22 protein-coding genes are annotated in these 17,305 nt (G+C 57.9%); 5 read left to right on the top strand and 17 right to left on the bottom strand.

Annotated features, from left to right (window positions below; all coding sequences use genetic code 11):
* The first annotated feature begins 122 nt into the window (after positions 1-122).
* Positions 123-893, top strand: coding sequence for an SDR family oxidoreductase (locus tag AC1DQM_RS17255; protein ID WP_477746569.1), 771 nt, complete (start codon positions 123-125; stop codon positions 891-893).
* 185 nt (positions 894-1,078) lie between these two features.
* Positions 1,079-1,777, top strand: a complete 699-nt coding sequence (tsaA, locus tag AC1DQM_RS17250) for a tRNA (N6-threonylcarbamoyladenosine(37)-N6)-methyltransferase TrmO (RefSeq protein ID WP_018926951.1) — start codon at positions 1,079-1,081, stop codon at positions 1,775-1,777.
* A 149-nt stretch (positions 1,778-1,926) separates the two neighbouring features.
* Here tsaA and fpr read toward each other — a convergent pair whose 3' ends face one another.
* Positions 1,927-2,706, bottom strand: coding sequence for a ferredoxin-NADP reductase (gene fpr / locus AC1DQM_RS17245; RefSeq protein WP_002554680.1), 780 nt, complete (start codon positions 2,704-2,706; stop codon positions 1,927-1,929).
* A 122-nt stretch (positions 2,707-2,828) separates the two neighbouring features.
* Here fpr and AC1DQM_RS17240 point away from each other — a divergent pair, with 122 nt between their 5' ends.
* Positions 2,829-3,755: a LysR family transcriptional regulator gene (locus tag AC1DQM_RS17240; protein ID WP_018926952.1), complete on the top strand. Its 927-nt coding sequence runs from the start codon at positions 2,829-2,831 to the stop codon at positions 3,753-3,755.
* On the opposite strand, the gene AC1DQM_RS17235 is transcribed toward AC1DQM_RS17240, so the two are convergent.
* The 3 genes from AC1DQM_RS17235 to AC1DQM_RS17225 all read right to left on the bottom strand — a co-directional run bounded on the left by AC1DQM_RS17235 (position 3,752) and on the right by AC1DQM_RS17225 (position 5,808).
* Positions 3,752-4,114: a diacylglycerol kinase gene (locus AC1DQM_RS17235; protein WP_018926953.1), complete on the bottom strand. Its 363-nt coding sequence runs from the start codon at positions 4,112-4,114 to the stop codon at positions 3,752-3,754. The two genes, AC1DQM_RS17240 and AC1DQM_RS17235, sit on opposite strands and share 4 nt — an antisense overlap.
* A gap of 75 nt (positions 4,115-4,189) precedes the next feature.
* On the bottom strand, positions 4,190-4,840 hold the full coding sequence (erdR, locus tag AC1DQM_RS17230; protein ID WP_018926954.1) for a response regulator transcription factor ErdR: 651 nt from the start codon (positions 4,838-4,840) through the stop codon (positions 4,190-4,192).
* A gap of 209 nt (positions 4,841-5,049) precedes the next feature.
* On the bottom strand, positions 5,050-5,808 hold the full coding sequence (locus tag AC1DQM_RS17225) for a tRNA-uridine aminocarboxypropyltransferase (RefSeq protein WP_018926955.1): 759 nt from the start codon (positions 5,806-5,808) through the stop codon (positions 5,050-5,052).
* 189 nt (positions 5,809-5,997) lie between these two features.
* On the opposite strand from AC1DQM_RS17225, the gene AC1DQM_RS17220 reads away from it, so the two are divergent.
* Positions 5,998-6,423: a PA3611 family quorum-sensing-regulated virulence factor gene (locus AC1DQM_RS17220; RefSeq protein ID WP_018926956.1), complete on the top strand. Its 426-nt coding sequence runs from the start codon at positions 5,998-6,000 to the stop codon at positions 6,421-6,423.
* On the opposite strand, the gene AC1DQM_RS17215 is transcribed toward AC1DQM_RS17220, so the two are convergent.
* The gene (locus tag AC1DQM_RS17215; RefSeq protein WP_018926957.1) at positions 6,424-6,618 is read right to left on the bottom strand and encodes a hypothetical protein; all 195 of its coding nucleotides are present in this window, start codon (positions 6,616-6,618) and stop codon (positions 6,424-6,426) included.
* Between the two features lie 491 nt (positions 6,619-7,109).
* On the opposite strand from AC1DQM_RS17215, the gene AC1DQM_RS17210 reads away from it, so the two are divergent.
* Positions 7,110-8,228 carry an LOG family protein gene (locus AC1DQM_RS17210; RefSeq protein WP_477746568.1) on the top strand — a complete coding sequence of 373 codons (1,119 nt, stop codon included), beginning with the start codon at positions 7,110-7,112 and terminating at the stop codon, positions 8,226-8,228.
* A 42-nt stretch (positions 8,229-8,270) separates the two neighbouring features.
* On the opposite strand, the gene recX is transcribed toward AC1DQM_RS17210, so the two are convergent.
* The 12 genes from recX to AC1DQM_RS17150 form a co-directional block, all read right to left on the bottom strand.
* Positions 8,271-8,738 carry a recombination regulator RecX gene (gene recX / locus AC1DQM_RS17205; RefSeq protein ID WP_064619982.1) on the bottom strand — a complete coding sequence of 156 codons (468 nt, stop codon included), beginning with the start codon at positions 8,736-8,738 and terminating at the stop codon, positions 8,271-8,273.
* An 8-nt stretch (positions 8,739-8,746) separates the two neighbouring features.
* Positions 8,747-9,799, bottom strand: coding sequence for a recombinase RecA (recA, locus tag AC1DQM_RS17200; protein WP_007940559.1), 1,053 nt, complete (start codon positions 9,797-9,799; stop codon positions 8,747-8,749).
* An 83-nt stretch (positions 9,800-9,882) separates the two neighbouring features.
* Entirely contained in the window at positions 9,883-10,383 is a 501-nt protein-coding gene (locus tag AC1DQM_RS17195) for a CinA family protein (protein ID WP_019647843.1), read from the bottom strand.
* 80 nt (positions 10,384-10,463) lie between these two features.
* A complete protein-coding gene (locus tag AC1DQM_RS17190) occupies positions 10,464-10,982 on the bottom strand; it encodes a lysis system i-spanin subunit Rz (RefSeq protein ID WP_477746567.1) in 519 nt (172 codons plus the stop codon).
* Positions 10,964-11,527, bottom strand: coding sequence for a glycoside hydrolase family 19 protein (locus AC1DQM_RS17185; protein ID WP_477746566.1), 564 nt, complete (start codon positions 11,525-11,527; stop codon positions 10,964-10,966). Before AC1DQM_RS17185 ends, AC1DQM_RS17190 begins: the two co-directional genes overlap by 19 nt.
* A 54-nt stretch (positions 11,528-11,581) precedes the next feature.
* Positions 11,582-12,757 carry an acyltransferase family protein gene (locus tag AC1DQM_RS17180; RefSeq protein ID WP_477746565.1) on the bottom strand — a complete coding sequence of 392 codons (1,176 nt, stop codon included), beginning with the start codon at positions 12,755-12,757 and terminating at the stop codon, positions 11,582-11,584.
* A 332-nt stretch (positions 12,758-13,089) separates the two neighbouring features.
* Positions 13,090-13,542: a phage tail assembly chaperone gene (locus AC1DQM_RS17175; RefSeq protein ID WP_477746564.1), complete on the bottom strand. Its 453-nt coding sequence runs from the start codon at positions 13,540-13,542 to the stop codon at positions 13,090-13,092.
* A gap of 11 nt (positions 13,543-13,553) precedes the next feature.
* Positions 13,554-14,744: a tail fiber protein gene (locus AC1DQM_RS17170; RefSeq protein ID WP_477746563.1), complete on the bottom strand. Its 1,191-nt coding sequence runs from the start codon at positions 14,742-14,744 to the stop codon at positions 13,554-13,556.
* 11 nt (positions 14,745-14,755) lie between these two features.
* Positions 14,756-15,355 carry a YmfQ family protein gene (locus AC1DQM_RS17165; RefSeq protein ID WP_477746562.1) on the bottom strand — a complete coding sequence of 200 codons (600 nt, stop codon included), beginning with the start codon at positions 15,353-15,355 and terminating at the stop codon, positions 14,756-14,758.
* Positions 15,343-16,386 carry a baseplate J/gp47 family protein gene (locus AC1DQM_RS17160; RefSeq protein ID WP_477746561.1) on the bottom strand — a complete coding sequence of 348 codons (1,044 nt, stop codon included), beginning with the start codon at positions 16,384-16,386 and terminating at the stop codon, positions 15,343-15,345. Before AC1DQM_RS17160 ends, AC1DQM_RS17165 begins: the two co-directional genes overlap by 13 nt.
* Positions 16,376-16,774 carry a phage GP46 family protein gene (locus AC1DQM_RS17155; protein ID WP_003222234.1) on the bottom strand — a complete coding sequence of 133 codons (399 nt, stop codon included), beginning with the start codon at positions 16,772-16,774 and terminating at the stop codon, positions 16,376-16,378. Before AC1DQM_RS17155 ends, AC1DQM_RS17160 begins: the two co-directional genes overlap by 11 nt.
* Positions 16,774-17,283 carry a phage baseplate assembly protein V gene (locus AC1DQM_RS17150; RefSeq protein ID WP_064620009.1) on the bottom strand — a complete coding sequence of 170 codons (510 nt, stop codon included), beginning with the start codon at positions 17,281-17,283 and terminating at the stop codon, positions 16,774-16,776. The genes AC1DQM_RS17155 and AC1DQM_RS17150 overlap by 1 nt, the downstream gene beginning before the upstream one ends.
* Between the last annotated feature and the right edge of the window lie 22 nt (positions 17,284-17,305).

Here is a 17,305-nt window from a genome sequence, read left to right as displayed (position 1 = left end):
CGGCTCCTACAAGCGCGGTCGCAGACCAATCTGTATAGATGTTCATTCCGCGCAAAAATAGTGGCTCCGCTTCCGGCGGCTGAAGACTAGGGTGTATTGACCCTCAGCTCTCAGGACTCGCCATGCATCCCTACTTCTCTCTGCAAGGCCGCACCGCTCTGGTGACCGGCGGCACCCGCGGTATCGGCAAAATGATCGCCAAGGCTTATGTCGAGGCCGGCGCCATCGTGTACGTGTGCGCCCGGGATGCCGAAGCCTGCCAGCAAACTGCCGATGAGCTGAGTGCCTTCGGGATTTGCCACGCCATGGCCGCCAACCTGGCGCATGAAGAAGGCGTTCAACAACTGGCCGCGCAATTGAGCGAACAGATCGGTCAGCTGGATATTCTGGTGAACAATGCCGGTACCACCTGGGGTGCGCCGCTGGAGAGTTACCCGGTCAAGGGCTGGGAAAAAGTCATGCAGCTCAACGTCACCTCGGTGTTCAACTGCATCCAGCAATTTCTACCGCTGCTGCGCAAGGCCAGTTCGGCGGCGAATCCGGCACGGATCATCAACATTGGCTCGGTGGCCGGGATTTCTTCCTTCGGCGAACAGGCGTATGCCTACGGCCCGAGCAAAGCCGCCCTGCATCAACTGTCGCGGATTCTGGCGCGAGAGTTGGTGAGCCAGCACATCAACGTCAACGTAATCGCACCGGGACGTTTCCCGAGCAAGATGACTCAGCACATCGGCAACGATGAGCAGGCGCTGGCCGAGGACACGGCGTTGATTCCGATGAAGCGCTGGGGCCGGGAGGAAGAAATGGCGGCGCTGGCGATTAGCCTGGCGAGTACGGCCGGGGCGTATATGACCGGGAATGTCATTCCTTTGGATGGCGGGTTTAGTCTCTAGATCGGCGGCGCGGCTATCGCGGGCAAGCCACGCTCCCACAGGTTTTATGCCGTACACAACATTTGCGTTCACTCGAGAACCTTGTGGGAGCGTGGCTTGCCCGCGATGACGGAGTAATAGGCAGCACCGATCTCGAGGCCGCTCGGGTTATCATGCCGCCCTAATCCCGGCCTCGACCCCAGACCATGACCTACAGCGTTTCCCCCATCGGCTTCGTGCGCTCCTGCTTCAAGGAGAAGTTCGCCATTCCGCGTCAACCGCAACTGGCCCCGGCCGCTCGGGGCGTACTGGAGCTGGTGGCGCCGTTTGATCAGGGTGATGCGGTGCAGGGGCTGGAGCAGGTCAGCCATGTGTGGCTGCTGTTCCTGTTCCATCAAGCGCTGGAAGAAAAGCCACGCCTCAAAGTCCGCCCGCCGCGCCTGGGCGGTAACAAATCCATGGGCGTGTTCGCCACCCGCGCAACGCATCGTCCTAATGGCATCGGCCAGTCGGTGGTCAAACTGGACAAGGTCGAAGCCAATCGACTGTGGATCTCCGGCATCGACTTGCTGGACGGCACGCCAGTTCTCGACATCAAACCTTACGTGCCCTACGCCGACATCATCGACACGGCGTCCAACGACATCGCCAGCGCCCCGCCGCTGCTGATTCCCGTGCAGTGGACGGACTCGGCCCTGCAACAGGCCCACGGCCACGCTCAGCGGCTTGGCGAGCCTCTGGTCGAGTTGATCGAGCAATGCCTGGCACAAGACCCACGCCCGGCGTACCAGATTCCTACGCCTGAGCGCGAATACGGCGCGCAGTTCTGGGATCTGGATGTGCGCTGGCATTATCCTGAGACGGGCGTGATCCGCGTCCTGGAAGTCATTCCCGCAAAAGCCTGAACCCCGGAAACGAAAAAGCCCGCATGACCTTCTCAGGTCATGCGGGCTTTTCTGTGCACTACGCCATTGAATGTAGGAGCCGGCTTGCTGGCGATAGCGCTTTGAAGTTTGCCATCGCCAGCAAGCCGGCTCCTACAAGTGACCTTCGGTCACTTCTCGACGAACGCACGCTCGATCAGGTAATCACCCGGCTCGCGCATCCGCGGCGAAACAGTCAGGCCGAAGCTGTTCAACACTTCGCTGGTCTCGTCGAGCATGCTCGGGCTGCCGCACAGCATGGCGCGGTCGTCCTGCGGGTTGATCGGCGGCAGGCCGATGTCGCTGAACAGCTTGCCACTGCGCATCAAGTCGGTCAGGCGGCCTTCGTTTTCGAACGGCTCGCGGGTCACGGTCGGGTAGTAGATCAACTTGTCACGCAGGGCCTCACCGAAGAACTCGTTCTGCGGCAGGTGCTCGGTGATGAATTCGCGGTAAGCGACTTCGTTGACGTAACGCACGCCGTGGCACAGGATCACCTTTTCGAAACGCTCGTAGGTTTCCGGGTCCTGGATGACGCTCATGAACGGCGCCAGACCGGTACCGGTGCTGAGCAGGTACAAATGCTTGCCAGGCTTCAAGTCATCCAGCACCAGGGTGCCGGTAGGCTTCTTGCTGATGATGATCTCGTCGCCTTCCTTCAGATGCTGCAACTGGGAAGTCAGCGGGCCATCAGGCACTTTGATGCTGAAAAACTCGAGATGCTCTTCCCAGTTCGGGCTGGCAATCGAGTAAGCGCGCATGAGCGGCCGGCCGTTGGGCTGTTGCAGGCCGATCATCACGAACTGACCGTTCTCGAAGCGCAGGCCCGGATCGCGGGTGCACTTGAAGCTGAACAGAGTGTCGTTCCAGTGATGAACACTGAGGACACGCTCGTGGTTCATGTTGCTCATGTACGTGGGACTCCTGGAGATTTTGCCTGCGCCAATGATGTGCACAATTGCATCGCATTCTAATGGCAGCGACAATATCTGTTAAATGGATTATTAAGATAAGGGTTATCGGTTATATCGATATGCGATTTACTCTCCGTCAACTTCAAGTATTCGTCGCCGTCGCCCAGCAGGAAAGCGTATCCCGTGCCGCGGGCCTGCTCAACCTCTCGCAATCGGCGGCGAGCACCTCGATCACCGAGCTGGAGCGCCAGTGCAGCTGTCAGCTGTTCGATCGCGCCGGCAAACGGCTAAGCCTCAACGCCCTCGGCAAACAGCTGTTGCCGCAAGCGGTGGCCCTGCTCGATCAGGCCAAGGAAATCGAAGACTTGCTCAACGGCAAGTCCGGTTTCGGCTCCCTGGCGGTCGGCGCGACCCTGACCATCGGCAATTACCTGGCCACCCTGCTGATCGGCAGCTTCATGCAGCGCCATCCGGAAAGCCAGGTGAAGCTGCATGTGCAGAACACCGCCAACATCGTGCAACAGGTGGCTCACTATGAAATTGATCTGGGTCTAATCGAAGGCGACTGCAGCCATCCGGACATCGAAGTGCAGAGCTGGGTCGAAGATGAACTGGTGGTGTTCTGCGCGCCCCAGCATCCGCTGGCTCAGCGCGGTATTGCCACCATGGAGGAGCTGAGTCATGAGGCGTGGATTCTCCGAGAACAAGGCTCGGGCACGCGGCTGACCTTTGACCAGGCCATGCGTCACCACCGCAGCGCGCTGAACATTCGCCTGGAACTGGAACACACCGAAGCGATCAAGCGCGCGGTGGAATCGGGTTTGGGGATTGGCTGCATTTCGCGCCTGGCGCTGCGCGATGCGTTCCGCCGTGGCAGCCTGGTGCCGGTAGAAACACCGGATCTGGACCTGGCGCGGCAGTTCTATTTCATCTGGCACAAACAGAAATATCAGACCTCGGCGATGCGCGAGTTCCTCGAACTGTGCCGCGCCTTCACCGCCGGGGTTCAGCGCAGCGACGAGATCGTTCTGCCTGCCATCGCTTAAAGCAGGATCACCGCCCACACCAGCGCGATCATGCTCAACGCTACGAGTTGAGCGGCGCTGCCCATGTCCTTGGCGTTCTTGGACAGTGGGTGCCGCTCCAGGGAAATGCGGTCGATGGCCGCTTCGACCGCCGAGTTGAGCAATTCGACGATCAGCGCCAACAGGCAGACTGCAATCAGCAGCGCCTGCTCGACACGGCTGACATTCAGGAAGAACGACAGCGGAATCAGGATGGCATTGAGCAACACCAGTTGCCGGAAGGCCGCCTCGCCAGTGAAGGCCGCGCGCAGGCCGTCAAAGGAATAGCCGGAGGCGTTGAGGATGCGTTTTAGGCCGGTCTGGCCTTTGAAAGGTGACATAGAGTAAGCAACTGACCAAAAAGGAGTGGGAAAGCTAGATTAAGCAAAGTCAAAAAAGCGTGAATACATAACACCTTAGTGGCTCGAAATTGACTCAAGTTGTTGCAAGAGCAGCGCCGCCTGAGTCCGGGTCCGTACATTCAGCTTACGGAAAATCGCGGTGACGTGGGCCTTGATCGTCGCTTCGGAAACGCTCAATTCGTAAGCAATCTGCTTGTTCAGCAAACCTTCACAGACCATGGTCAACACCCGGAACTGCTGGGGCGTCAGGCTGGCCAGGCCTTCACTGGCAGCCTTGGCTTCGTCGGAAACGCTGACGGCTTCGAAGGCCTGGGGCGGCCAGAAAACATCACCATCGAGCACCGCGCGTACGGCTTTTTGAATGACACTCAAGTCACTGGACTTGGGAATGAAACCGCTGGCGCCGAATTCACGGGACTTCACCATGATCGACGCTTCTTCCTGCGCCGACACCATCACCACTGGAATCTGCGGGTACTGACCGCGCAACAGCACCAGCCCGGAAAAACCGTAGGCCCCTGGCATGTTCAGGTCCAGCAACACCAGGTCCCAATCGGCCTTTTCGGTCAGACGACTTTCCAGCTCGGCAATGCTCGCCACTTCCACCAGCCGGACATCCGGGCCCAGGCCCAGGGTCAATGCTTGATGCAAGGCACTACGAAAAAGAGGGTGGTCATCGGCAATCAGGATTTCGTATGTGGCCATTTTTCAAATGATCCTGTTTTTCAAACAACTCCAGGTGCAGCCACGCAGATGCACCAACAGGGCACGTTCAACGCCAATCACATGGCTATTCACGTAAAAATACGGCGTATCAAACGATGGCCGCGCCCCAATCGGCGCCAAGCATGCCCAGCGAAACCGGGGTGGTCAAGATACATAACCGGTACAGTTCTTTGCAGTATGGGCGACAATCAGAACATGGCGGGGACGTCGTTATGAACAAACCGCATCAGCTCGGCGTGGGCCGGTGTGGCGAGGTTCATGTCCAGCTGTTTTTTTGCATCCAGATAATGCTGACTGAACACGTCAAAATAAGCGTCCAGCGCTGACGCAGCCTCGGTATCACCGGCCAGATCGAGACACAGTGCAGCCACTTCAGCGGTGCATAAATGTTCACTACGGGTGGAGCGGCGCAGTCGATAACGTGACAGTTTTTCGGGCAGCAGGCTCAAGATCGGCAAGCGATCAAAATACGGGCTCTTGCGAAAGATCTTCCGGGCTTCGGTCCAGGTGGCGTCCAGCAGAATGAACAGCGGGCGCTTGGTGCTATCGACCGCGACACTGTGGGTAACTCGCTCGGGTTCGACGTATTCGCCCGGAAACACCAGGTACGGTTGCCATTGCGGATCGGCCAACAGCGCCAGCAGTTGCTCATCAGTCTCGGTACGCGACCAGATGAATGCATGATTGTCGCGCACCACATCAGCGATCAGCCAACCGGTGTTACTTGGCTTGAATACTTCTTTGTTGGTCATGATCAGGCACACGCCCGAGCGGGCCTCGACCGACGGGCGCCAGGCACACAGGCAATGACTTTCAATCACGCGGCAATCACGGCATCGCGGCGCTCTCCAGCCACGGGCCTGAATCGGCTTGATGCCCTCCTCCTCTCGCTGATCGCGCAAGCGGGCGACGGCGTTTGCGGCAAAGCGCGGGGTGACAGGGTTCATCGCAGGCAGCACCGTAGTGGATGGAAAATCGACACGAAAAACACTCGCAAGGGCAAAAAGTCGCGGCAGTTTATCAGAGCAGCCGGTGCAAGCCTGTACCGCTCAGACCTCCTCCCCTATAATTCGCCGCCACTGAACGCACAGTCATGTGCCTGGTCGAACCACCAGTCACTGAACCAGGAGAGTTTCATGCTGCGCCTTATCGTTCCCACCGCTGCCATTTTGCTGGCGTCGTCCTTTAGCGCTCAGGCTGCATCCTTGAGTGAGCAGAATCTCAACAGAGAGCTGCGAAACGTCGCCGTACAAAGCAGCGTTGGCACTCCACGGGCGATCAACGAAGACATTCTTGATCAGGGCTACACTGCCGAAGGAAAAGTGCTGATCAACCACTTGAGCGTGCAAAGCAGCCACGCCGAAAAAATGCGCGCCGATCCCAAAGCGGTGTACTTCCAGCTTGGCGCCTCCGTATGCAGAAACCCAGGGTTCCGCAAGCTGATGGCCAAGGGCGCGATCATGCGTTACGACTTCACCGAGGTGAAGACCAACCGTCCGGTCGGCTCCGCAAGTTTCCAGGACTCGGACTGCCCGAAAGAGACTCCCGCGAAGAAGAAATAATTACCTGGCATTGGCGCGCCGCTGTTCATCCTCGGCGCGCAGCTCTGCCAACAGCGCCTGCAAGTAACGCGAACGTCGCTCACCACCCTCCAGACGTCGGCAGCACTCTTCTTCGAGACTCAAATGATGAGTCTCGGCCGATGCTTTCAGCAATCGATACAGTTGCGCATCGATCTCCAGAGTCACTCTGGGCATGGTTTCCCGCCTCCCTGCATGCATTGATCGCCGTTGATCACGCGATAAATCCCTGAATTGCTTGAATGTTGCGTGCTGCCGTTGACGCAAAGTTGTCGTGTCACGCCTGTAACTTAGTAAATCAGAGCGCGAGACATGCGGCTTGCGTTCAGACGAGCGGTGAAAGCACCTTGCAAATCGTCAATAAGCGGTTGCCAGGAAAGACTTTGCGGCGCAATGATCAAGCCAGCGAAAATCGTTGCGAGGGTCTAAATTCAAAGTGTTCATGTTGTTTTTTTAAGGGCAGAAAAGGGGCTGCCCATTACGGTGTCTTATTGTGCGAACGTTTCTTTCATTCAAGGGATAAGCAGAGCCCGTATGGATGGCTCGATTGCAACCGAGTCAAGTAGAGCGCCCAGGCATGGGCTTGGGCAGACAGCGACACAAGGGGTGTCGCGGCGCCGACAATTGTTTTGTCGGGGCCGAGGGTTCTGTGCAGAAGGAGAAGTTGAATGCCTTACCAACCGAATGACCTACTGAGCCGTCATTTTCAAGAAAGCGGCCACGACCTCACCAGCAAGGTCGAAGAACAACTCAACCTGGTTTCACCCAACAGCCCCAACATCCCGATTTACCGCGACATGATCCTGACCGTGCTACGCATGGCCCAGGAAGATCACAACCGCTGGAATGCCAAGATCACCCTGCAAACCCTGCGTGAACTCGAGCACGCTTTCCGTGTGCTGGAGCAGTTCAAGGGACGGCGTAAAGTTACCGTTTTCGGCTCGGCCCGCACGCCGATAGAACACCCGCTATATGGCCTGGCCCGAGAACTGGGCGCCGCCCTGGCGCGCTCGGACCTGATGGTCATCACCGGTGCCGGTGGCGGCATCATGGCGGCGGCCCATGAAGGTGCCGGCCTGGAACACAGCCTGGGATTCAATATCACCCTGCCCTTCGAGCAACATGCCAACCCCACGGTCAATGGCACCGCCAACCTGCTGCCCTTCCACTTTTTCTTTACCCGCAAGCTGTTCTTCGTCAAGGAAGCCGACGCGCTGGTCCTGTGCCCAGGCGGTTTCGGTACGCTGGATGAAGCACTGGAGGTGCTGACCCTGATCCAGACTGGCAAAAGCCCGCTGGTGCCCGTGGTGCTACTGGATGCGCCAGGCGGCACATTCTGGCAAGGCGCGCTGGACTTCATTCACCATCAACTGGAGGAAAATCGCTATATCCTGCCGACCGACATGAAGCTGTTGAGCCTGGTCTATAGCGCCGAAGATGCTGTGGAGCAGATCAACCAGTTCTACAGCAATTTCCACTCCAGCCGCTGGCTCAAGCATCAGTTCGTGATTCGCATGAACCACACACTCAGCGACCGGGCGCTTGAACACATGCAGGAGGCATTCGCCGACCTGTGCCTGAGCGATCATTTCCATCAGCATGCCTACAGTGGCGAGGAGCACGACGAAGCGCAGTTCAGCCATCTGGCGCGATTGTCCTTCACCTTCAACGCTCGTGATCATGGCCGTCTGCGGGAATTGGTGGATTACATCAACCTGCCGGAAAACTGGACCCAGTCCAAACCCCAGGCGCAACAACGCATACGGCAACCGTCCAAGGTAACGTGATGCAAAAAAACGGCCCGCTATCGAAATAGCGAGCCGTTTCAGTCAATCGTACATCCCTCGGCCGCTGAACAAGCGGCTGATCATTTCCATTGAGTATCCCCGATAACTCAGGAACCTGCCCTGTTTGGCACGCTCCCGAGCGTCTATCGGTAAATGCCCGGAAAATTTGCGCCGCCAGGTGTCTTCCAGTTGTTCCTGCCAATCGATACCACTCTCGCGCAAGGCGAGCTCAATGTCGGTACGTTGCAGGCCGCGCTGGCTCAGCTCTTCGCGAATTCGCAAAGGGCCATAACCGGAACGGGCACGGTAGGAAACGAAGCTTTCGAGGTAGCGGGATTCGGACAACAAGCCCTCTTCCGTCAAGCGGTCGAGTGCTGTGTCGATCATTTCAGGGGGGGCGCCGCGCTGACGCAGTTTACGCGTCAGCTCGACTCGACCGTGCTCGCGTCGCGCGAGCAGGTCCATTGCGGTTCGCCGCACCGCGACGAGTGTATCGAGTACGGCGGTCATCGGATCGATCAGATATCAGCGTCAGCCAGGTCGTCTTCGGTCTCTCTGACGGCCGAAGCCTTGACGTCCGGTGCCGGGGTCAGCAGCTTGTCGCGCAACTGCTTCTCGAGAGTCGCGGCGATTTCCGGATTGTCTGCCAGGAACTTGGCCGAGTTGGCCTTGCCCTGACCGATCTTGGTGCCGTTGTAGGCATACCAGGCACCGGACTTCTCGACGAAACCGTGCAGCACACCCAGGTCGATCATCTCACCGTTGAGGTAGATGCCCTTGCCGTAAAGAATCTGGAACTCGGCCTGACGGAACGGCGAAGCCACCTTGTTCTTCACGACTTTGACGCGGGTTTCACTACCGACGACTTCATCACCTTCTTTCACCGCGCCAGTACGACGGATGTCCAGACGAACCGATGCGTAGAACTTCAGCGCGTTACCACCGGTGGTGGTTTCCGGGCTGCCGAACATAACGCCGATTTTCATGCGGATCTGGTTGATGAAGATCACCAGGCAGTTGGCGTTCTTGATGTTACCGGTGATTTTACGCAGCGCCTGGGACATCAGACGGGCTTGCAGGCCCACGTGCATGTCGCCCATTTCGCCTTCGATTTCAGCCTTTGGCACCAGAGCGGCCACGGAGTCGACGATGATCACGTCAACGGCGTTGGAACGCACCAGCATGTCGGTGATTTCCAGGGCCTGCTCGCCGGTGTCCGGCTGGGAAACCAGCAGGTCGTCGACGTTGACGCCCAGTTTGCCGGCGTACTCAGGGTCGAGAGCGTGTTCGGCGTCGACGAATGCGCAGGTCGCGCCGGCTTTTTGAGCCTGGGCGATCACCGACAATGTCAGGGTGGTTTTACCGGAGGATTCAGGACCGTAGATTTCAACGATACGGCCTTTTGGCAGGCCGCCAATGCCGAGCGCGATGTCCAGACCCAGAGAGCCAGTGGAAATGGCCGGGATCGCCTGACGGTCCTGATCGCCCATACGCATTACGGCACCCTTGCCGAATTGACGTTCGATCTGACCCAGGGCCGCAGCCAAGGCTTTCTTCTTGTTGTCGTCCATTAAAGTCCTCACGTAATCAATAAGGCCTGACGGCCAACACCTGTATAAGTAGCCAGTATTATTCCACAGCGTTTCAGGATCGCCTACCCCTGATTTGAGATTTCTCCAGCGGTATGCCGCAGCAGCCCCTCTAGCGCGGCCTTCACCGTTTGTCGGCGGACCTCGTCGCGGTTACCGGCAAAGTGCTGGACCTCGCTGAACACCTGCTCACCGACACCCCAGGCCAGCCACACCGTGCCCACGGGCTTGTTCGGCGAACCGCCATCCGGCCCCGCCACACCGCTGACCGCCACGGCAAAACGCGCCCGGCTTTTTTCCTGTGCGCCTCGGACCATGGCCTCGACCACCTCGCGACTGACCGCCCCGACGGTTGAAAACAACTCGGCCGGGACATTCAATTGTTGGGTTTTCTGACGGTTTGAGTAGGTGACATAACCGGCCTCGAACCACGCCGAGCTCCCCGGAATGCGGGTGATCGCCTCGCTGATCCCACCGCCGGTGCAGGACTCGGCGGCAGTGACGTGGGCATTGAGAAGCTGCAAGCGTCTGCCGAGTAGATCGGCCAGATGAGTGATCTCTTTCACGGCTCTCTCCTGATCGAGCGGAATGAGGCCTACCGTACACGAGCGAATCGCACTTGCAAGGTTCAGGATCGATCAAAATGTTAGTGAGCCAGAGCCCTGACATAGGCCTGACAGGCCTGCAAGGCAATCAGTCCGCTATCGCCTGCGTCGGTGATGGCGATAATTCGTTGAGCATGCGCCGGGTCAAGTCGGGCTCTCGCGGCGCCATGATCCACGCCGCCGGTGCCGGAGGCAGCTGGCACTGCACAGGTTGAGGCAGCGTCATGGGCATCGATGAGGACTGACAGGCGCACATCAGCAGTGGCAAGACGATCGCGCAGGCGACCTTGATCACGTTCAGCATCGCTAAGCGCTCGATAATGGGTTTGTTCACTGGCTGACAGTCGTTGCTCCAGGGCCAGACGCCTGTTTTGTTCGGCCTGTTGCTCGGTGGCGGTCGCCAGAGTCAGTTGATTAAGGCTCTCGGCGTGCACCCTGGCCTGTTCCGCCAGTTGCCGGCCGTAGCGCCAATCCTGAAACTGCCAGGCCAGCGCCGCCGAACAACCGGCCAGCACCAGCAGACCGATCAATCGCCAGCCGTTCAGACCGAAGACTGGCATAGCACCGCCCTCGCCCGCGCCCAGATTTCCAGACGATCCTGCAACCCGTTCAGCCCGCCGTTGATACGGCGAGTGATGCTGTTGAACTGGTCGCGATCGGCCAACTCATTCAGGCCATTCTGCTCCCAGAACCAGGCGGCGGACTCGGCCGCCCATTGCGGTTGCTCCAGCAATTCAGGCAGAGCCAGCAGACGTTCGTCCCCAAACAGGCCGAGACTGCATTGGCGGTAGTTGTTACGCCCGGTGATCTGGATCAGGCCTCGGCCACGGTATTTTTGACCGTCGCCGTCGGATTCCGGAGTGTTGCCCAAGCGGGCGGCCAGGGCGCCGGTGTCATATTTGCTCAGGTATTGGCTATTGCCCAGCTCCTTCACATAGTTGAGATGGCCAGACTCATGCCCAACCTGGGCGATAAACGCGGCTATACGCACGGACGTGATGATCTGGTACTTGCGCATAGCGGTGTTGAGCACGGGCACAAAAAAGCCCGCAACTTGGCGGGCGTTGGGGAGGATCAGCAGCAGTTGCTGCGCGGTGATGGGCATACTTTTCTCCAGGCGTAAAAAAACCCGCCGGAGCGGGTCTTGGGAATTATTTGATTAGGTTAATGAAGCTGAGCTTCGGCTCTCCTTCTTGCGATCAAGCTTAGAAAAAATATTCTTCAGTTTGGCCTGGGCTGGCAGCTCAATAAATCGCCATATACCATATGAAAACAAACAAATTGCAATTACAAGCAAGGGAAAAACCACATTTCTTGGCAGAGACTCAAACATAAGCTTGTGCGCATAATAGAGCCTGAAAACAATCTGATGAATCAAATACATTGAAAAGCTTATTTCACCAAGAACTACAAATAACCGATGCCTTAGAATTTTTGACACAAAACCTTTGTTTATGGCAAAACAAGCCACCACCAAACCAAAAAACAACCCAAGGGCGACGTGCGACAAGAACTCACCGGAAGCATTATTCGCAATTCCAACAAGCGAATATGAAGTAATCGCAATCCCAGCTAGCGAATATGAAGCCTCCACAATGCCCTGCGTCAAAAACACAATACCAGCTACACACAAAACCTCAAGCACGGTGCACAGAGCAAATCCGAATCCCTTCCACCCCTTGACATAGTCAAACACCTTAAATAGCAGCATCCCCATGAAAAACTCTTGAACCCTGAATAGCGGGCTAATATAGGCCAAGCCGTGCGCCGAAAATTCTGTCAATTTATCTGGAGCATAATAATTCACACCGGACAGATCGATAATATAAGAGAACACCAAGCCCAGAATAAGCAAAACCGCCAGTTTAAAGTGCCAATTTTTATTCAGACCTGAAAGCAACAATGGAAATACCGCATAGAAGAACAGCTCCGTAGAGATACTCCAAGAAACGCCATTAAATGAAAAATAGTATGCTGGAACAGGAACAGCAGACTGAAGAAGAGAAATGTTAAGCAAGGCCACTAGCCAGCCATCCTTAGCACCAAGCACCCAATCAGGCGCAGGAAATAAGACCACAACCAACATCAGCGTAAAAATATGCGCAGGCCATATCCTTGAGAATCGCGAAGTATAAAAATTATAAAGCCCTACATATGCCATCTTACTAGAGTACACATAACTAAGTATAAAGCCTGACAGCACAAAGAAAAAACTTACACCAGAAGATAGTGGAAGCCCACTTAGGAATTCGCTGGAAAAAACCAGCCCCTTCGCGTGATGCAATACGATGGCGAAAGCTGCGAAAAAACGGAGCGAAGTCAGGCTGTCGATCATGCCCTTACTGTCCATGAAAGGTAATATCCTGACGATAACTTATGGGGGCCGGAATGCTACCTTATCTTCACCTCGCTCCGTTAGGATTTACAGGCAATCGGAGGCATCGCACGCAAGCACTGTCTCGCCTGGATCCGAGACTCAGTTGGCCGGAGCTATAGGCCAGCGTGTTGTCGGCGCTGAGGCTGGTAACGCTAACGGTAACCAGGCCCACGACCTACCCCAGTTGAACCGATCACTTACTCACAGTGTCCGGGGCCACCTGCTCGAATACCCCCTTTTTTCCAGGCGAAAAAAACCGCTCAAGGCGGTCATCTGAGTTGCGGGCTCGTTTACGGGGAGGTCGGCCACGTCAGCACTGGCAGACTGCACTCAGGAAAGCCATCAGCTGTCGGCAGATCGCGAAGCGCTTGACGATAATCCAAAACGGCTTTGAGTTTGCTGGCTGTCAGTGTTGGTGTTGCGCCGGCCAGTAACTCGTCTTGATGCCTGATTATCATCCAATCAGAAGTGGACAGCTCGTCTACGCGCTTGCCTAGGATGGCTGCCATTTTCGCGGCACGGATCTCTTCTGGGGTTTGGATCGGCTCCGGCTCCGGACGATTGGTGATAGTCCAGTCGGATCCGTTGAACGTGCAAATCTGAGCGACACTATTGAACGCAGGCGGTTCTACTTTCGTAGCATTTGCCGGGATCAAGAAAATACCCGGCTCCAAAGGCGATTCGAAAGCGTCGGTCATGCCGGTGTATTCGAAGGTTTCAGGGTGGTAACAAAATACGAGCATAGGCGTTCCCCTTAGTATTTAACACATGCCAGAAGCGCAAGGTTTTTCATGCGAGTTTCAACACCGCCTGTTGCCCGTGTTGCAGCTACACCGGTAGCACCACCTTGAACGACAGTATTACCACTGCCTGACTGCACGTTTACCGCCGCACCGTAATCGTGCGTATGGGATGCAATCATGTCGGCCTGATAACTGCCGAATACCCGGCTAGGATCGAGGCCGGCAGTGCCATCCCAACCCCGTGGGACTTTTCCTCGCCCGTCCGGCACATTGAACGTAGTCGACCCGTTGCCTACACCGAATGGACATATGGCCACGGTAACGCCAGTGGCCGTGGCCGTGGCGTTTGCGGACAACGTGATGGTACTGGCGCCGACAGCAGTTACAGTTGCGCCTGCTGGAATTCCGGTGCCGCTGATTGGCATGCCAACCCACATCGATGATGGACTGGTCACGCTGGAAATGCTGTTGCTACCGGACGTCACGTTGCCGGTTGGACGTGCGGTGATGGCGTTGAACAGGTCAGCATAAGTAGTGCGCGATACCGATGCCCCATCCGCTGCCATGAACCCGGCAGGGGGAGCCATGGTGGAAAACCACTTCATTTCCCCGATTGGTGGGGCGAACAGGCTGCTTGCTTGGCCGAGCTGAATGGCATGCTGACTTTTCGTCGCCGGGGCAATCTGGGAGGCTCCTCCAAGTGACTCGATGATGATCCATGCGCCGTTGCCACCGTTTACCTCAGCCTGTACCAGGTACATCAGCACAGCCACACCGACGGGCAACTCGCCTCCTTGAAGAGGTTGCAAACCCAGACCATAAATCGGTTTGGCTGCAAAACCATCAGGCGCATAGGTCGATGCGCCAGTATTGGCATGGGCGATTACAAGGTGCTGGAAGTAGCCAGAACCTGGAAGCGCAGTTAACGCTGGGGAGTTAGTTGCCGAATACACATTGGCCGCGCCAGTATCCGTGAGAAGGGTCGGCTGTTTATTTACAAGACGGATGGCGGCAATGAGTTGATTGTTACTTTCCTCATCCGGGGCAAGGCCCGCCGCAGAAATCACATTGAGTATTTCTTCAGTGACCGCATTGCCCCACTGGGAAGGAATCAAGGATCCCGGCGTCCCAAGCAATGGGTTTTCATCTACAAATTTGCCGCCTACCAGCCCAATGCCGGGCGCGCTAATTGGAAAATCCATGTTCTTACCTCTCAGTCATAATTGATGTGTAAAACGGTGTGTGCCGGAATCTGCCGGCGTATCAAGCATTCAAGGGCGTTGCCTGAGTTAGCCCCGAAACGCTCGCCCCAATAACTCGCGCCAAAACGCCGCCCCAGCAACAATCTCCCACCGGTATTCAGGGTCCACATGAACTGCGCCTGCCAGGTCCCGAAGTGCGCCGCGCCAAACCGCGCCCGTCCCATTCGCGGGGCTTCGAATTCGGTGATGGTGGCGTTGGGATAACCCTGGCTCTTGGCGATTTCGATGTAGTAGCTGATGGCCTGGCTGCCGACTGCGAGCAAGCGGCGGCGCACGGCCAGTCGGCGGTCATCGAACAACGGGGTGGCGCCCAGGCACGGGTCGGGCAGGTTCATCACCCGCTCCCAGTCGGGCACCAGCTCGCTGACGCCAGCCGGGTCCATTTCGTTGAGCAGGTCGGCGGCACGGGCGTCGAGGCGGGCCAGTTCCTGGGCGACGCCTTCGAGCACTTCTTCGAGTTCAGGAACTTGTTCGGGGTCCCAGGCCGGCCCGCTGGGCAGCAGGCTGCGCAGTTGGGCGTGGTATTGCGCGGCGGTTCTTATGCCCCCCATATGCAACCTCCAAACGTAAGCAATTCGCTTTGATTGGCGGGGACATCGGCGACGGGCGAGGTGAGTGAGTGGTCGTATTCACCACTGGCGCTGCTGATGGCTTCACGGATGTGACTGATCAACAACTTCTGGCCGAGGTCGGCTTCACGGTTATGCAGGTCTCGCAATTGCGCTTCGACGGCGGCGCGTACTGCCGTGGTGTCGGGATTCACGCTGAGGTGATAGACGACCGGTACCTGAACCGGCCGCTGTACATGCACTTCGGCGGTGACCGGACGCAGGGGCTCGATGTAGGCCTGGACTTCGGCCAGTTGTTCGTCGTTCGGCACCGGCTGCGGATCGTCGTCACGCATGATGAACAGGCTGACCGTGCCCGGCCCCAACAAACCGCCACGGCACCAGGCGCGAGTCACGCCAGGGCATTCCAGGGCCCAGGTTTCATAGTCCTGGGCCGAACCGCCGTGGGGGATGATGCGGTAGGAGCGAATCACCCGCGAGCGCAGTGACTCCAGGCTTTCCCGCGCCACACCGCCGTTGAGTCCCGGCGCCAGCACGGTAAAGCTATTGCCGGCGATCCCCGCTATCGGCTGCACCGGAATCAGCGCCAGACCGGCCTCGGCATTGCCCAGGCTGCCGGCTTCGAGCGCGGCGATGGTGGTGCTGTTGAGGCCGTTGCTGGTGGTGCGCGCGGCGGTCACTTTGTAGGTGCGACCGTCGCTCGATTGCAGCAGGGTGTCGACGTCCAGCACGGCACCGGCGCTGGCGGTAAAGCTGACGCTGCCGCTGGCCGCTTGTGCGGCTTTGCGCGGCTGGTTCAGGCGTAGTGCGGCGATCCGTTCCAGGGTCGATTCATCAGCCTTGTCCGGGAGGATCTGCTCGGCGATCCAGTCCAGATAGCCATACAGGCCATAGGCGGCGCCACCGAGGGTGCGGGCCAGCACTTGCGCATCGGACTGGCGCAGCGAATCGCTGGCCAGGTCGCTTTGGGTGCGTTTGATCAGCACCGGCAGCGAAGGGGTTTCAAACGGCATAGATCACCTGCCAACTGTTATCAGGGTTGATGTCCAGGCGCTCGCCGTCGGCCAGGGTCAGGACCGTGCGCAGGTTCAGGCGCTGGGCGTCGAGGCGTTCGCTGATGATGTCGATGGCGCTGCAGTGGCCGTCGTCGATCAGCCATTGCAGGGCTTCGCGGGCGTAGAACTCGGCGTCCATCTGGGTCTGGCGGGTCAGCTTGACCCGGCGCAACAGCCACAACCGCGAACCGATGCGGTCGTCGGCCACCGTAGGAAAGCTGTCGCCCCACCAGCCGAAACGCTCTTCATCGTCGAGGGCATCGTCATCGGCGGCGCGGCGCCAGGTGAACAGGCTGATCAGCACTGCACGGGTCAGTGCGGCGTGGAGGTTCTGGCTGATCAACATCACTGCCCTCCCGCCGGTACGCCGGTCTGGCCGCTGCCCGCTTGCACGCCGACGTGCACGTGTTTGATCTGGCTGATGCCGCCAGCAATCTGATCGCCGGTGGAGACGATTTTTCCGGTCTGATTGATTACGGGTGTGTCGAAGTTGACTGCACTGCTGGCGCGGATATTCAGGGTGGCGGTTTCGATATCGATGATCCGCCCGCGCTTGAAGTGGATCTTGTCGCCTTCGTCGGTGTAGATCGCCACTTCTCCCGCGGCCAGGGACTGGAGGCGATAGCGACGGTCAGTGACCACCAGCACGATGGCGTGGGAGCGATCACCGCCCAGAAACGTTGCGACACCTTCGGCGCCAGCCAGTGGGTTGCTGGTGAATCCGTAGGGTTCGAAGTGCTCCATGTCGTCGTTCACTTCGCCAGCGGTGAGGCGCATTTGCAGCGATTGAAGCTTGGTGGCCGAGTTGGCGAGCACGACAGTGCCGCGCGCCAGGAGGCGTGTCAGTAGGCTCATTGGATTTTCCTTCAGAGAGTTG

The organism is Pseudomonas sp. 01L34, from assembly GCF_056400265.1.
Note: the sequence above shows the minus strand (reverse complement) of the source record. Positions and strands in the feature narration are given on the sequence as shown.

Bases quoted from the DNA above. Each gene is read 5' to 3' on its own strand.
- erdR (WP_018926954.1), bottom strand. From the start codon at position 4,840: ATGGCCACATACGAAATCCTGATTGCCGATGACCACCCTCTTTTTCGT.
- recA (WP_007940559.1), bottom strand. From the start codon at position 9,799: ATGGACGACAACAAGAAGAAAGCCTTGGCTGCGGCCCTGGGTCAGATC.
- AC1DQM_RS17240 (WP_018926952.1), top strand. From the start codon at position 2,829: ATGCGATTTACTCTCCGTCAACTTCAAGTATTCGTCGCCGTCGCCCAG.
- AC1DQM_RS17155 (WP_003222234.1), bottom strand. From the start codon at position 16,774: ATGTTGATCAGCCAGAACCTCCACGCCGCACTGACCCGTGCAGTGCTG.
- AC1DQM_RS17175 (WP_477746564.1), bottom strand. From the start codon at position 13,542: ATGCTCGTATTTTGTTACCACCCTGAAACCTTCGAATACACCGGCATG.
- AC1DQM_RS17180 (WP_477746565.1), bottom strand. From the start codon at position 12,757: ATGATCGACAGCCTGACTTCGCTCCGTTTTTTCGCAGCTTTCGCCATC.
- tsaA (WP_018926951.1), top strand. From the start codon at position 1,079: ATGACCTACAGCGTTTCCCCCATCGGCTTCGTGCGCTCCTGCTTCAAG.
- AC1DQM_RS17165 (WP_477746562.1), bottom strand. From the start codon at position 15,355: ATGGGGGGCATAAGAACCGCCGCGCAATACCACGCCCAACTGCGCAGC.
- AC1DQM_RS17210 (WP_477746568.1), top strand. From the start codon at position 7,110: ATGCCTTACCAACCGAATGACCTACTGAGCCGTCATTTTCAAGAAAGC.
- AC1DQM_RS17235 (WP_018926953.1), bottom strand. From the start codon at position 4,114: ATGTCACCTTTCAAAGGCCAGACCGGCCTAAAACGCATCCTCAACGCC.
- AC1DQM_RS17220 (WP_018926956.1), top strand. From the start codon at position 5,998: ATGCTGCGCCTTATCGTTCCCACCGCTGCCATTTTGCTGGCGTCGTCC.
- AC1DQM_RS17185 (WP_477746566.1), bottom strand. From the start codon at position 11,527: ATGCCCATCACCGCGCAGCAACTGCTGCTGATCCTCCCCAACGCCCGC.
- AC1DQM_RS17215 (WP_018926957.1), bottom strand. From the start codon at position 6,618: ATGCCCAGAGTGACTCTGGAGATCGATGCGCAACTGTATCGATTGCTG.
- AC1DQM_RS17225 (WP_018926955.1), bottom strand. From the start codon at position 5,808: ATGAACCCTGTCACCCCGCGCTTTGCCGCAAACGCCGTCGCCCGCTTG.
- recX (WP_064619982.1), bottom strand. From the start codon at position 8,738: ATGACCGCCGTACTCGATACACTCGTCGCGGTGCGGCGAACCGCAATG.
- AC1DQM_RS17160 (WP_477746561.1), bottom strand. From the start codon at position 16,386: ATGCCGTTTGAAACCCCTTCGCTGCCGGTGCTGATCAAACGCACCCAA.
- AC1DQM_RS17190 (WP_477746567.1), bottom strand. From the start codon at position 10,982: ATGCCAGTCTTCGGTCTGAACGGCTGGCGATTGATCGGTCTGCTGGTG.
- AC1DQM_RS17150 (WP_064620009.1), bottom strand. From the start codon at position 17,283: ATGAGCCTACTGACACGCCTCCTGGCGCGCGGCACTGTCGTGCTCGCC.
- AC1DQM_RS17255 (WP_477746569.1), top strand. From the start codon at position 123: ATGCATCCCTACTTCTCTCTGCAAGGCCGCACCGCTCTGGTGACCGGC.
- fpr (WP_002554680.1), bottom strand. From the start codon at position 2,706: ATGAGCAACATGAACCACGAGCGTGTCCTCAGTGTTCATCACTGGAAC.
- AC1DQM_RS17170 (WP_477746563.1), bottom strand. From the start codon at position 14,744: ATGGATTTTCCAATTAGCGCGCCCGGCATTGGGCTGGTAGGCGGCAAA.